A 319-nucleotide genomic window follows, 5' to 3' on the forward strand; every position below is an offset into this window, starting at 1 on the left:
AAACAACGGGGGCGGAATGACGGAAGAGCGGGTCGAAGACGATTTCGAAGAGGATTACGCGCTTTCGGGCGATCTGGTCGAGCAGGTGCTTGCCGCGACCGAGGCGCAGAATGCCGCGGAGCTGACGGCGCTTCTCGAACCGCTTCACCCCGCCGATATCGCCGACCTTCTCGAACAGGTGGGCTCGAACGAGCGGCGCGACCTGCTCAAGCTCTACGGCGCCGAGATGGACGGCGAAATCCTCACCGAGATCGACGAGTCGATCCGGGAGGAGGTGATCGAGCAGCTTCCCGCCGAGGTGCTGGCCGAAGCCGTGCGC

The 319-nt window shown here is 64.6% G+C and carries 1 protein-coding gene; it reads left to right on the plus strand.

Features of this window, described 5'->3' with window-relative positions:
• Positions 1 to 16: 16 nt before the first annotated feature.
• Positions 17 to 319 (plus strand): magnesium transporter MgtE N-terminal domain-containing protein (locus KQX66_RS37005; protein ID WP_216798463.1); only part of this gene is annotated, 303 nt, incomplete at its 3' end.

Origin of the sequence: Paenibacillus oleatilyticus (assembly GCF_018998565.1) — a bacterium.
In the GTDB taxonomy this organism is placed as follows: domain Bacteria; phylum Bacillota; class Bacilli; order Paenibacillales; family NBRC-103111; genus Paenibacillus_G; species Paenibacillus_G oleatilyticus.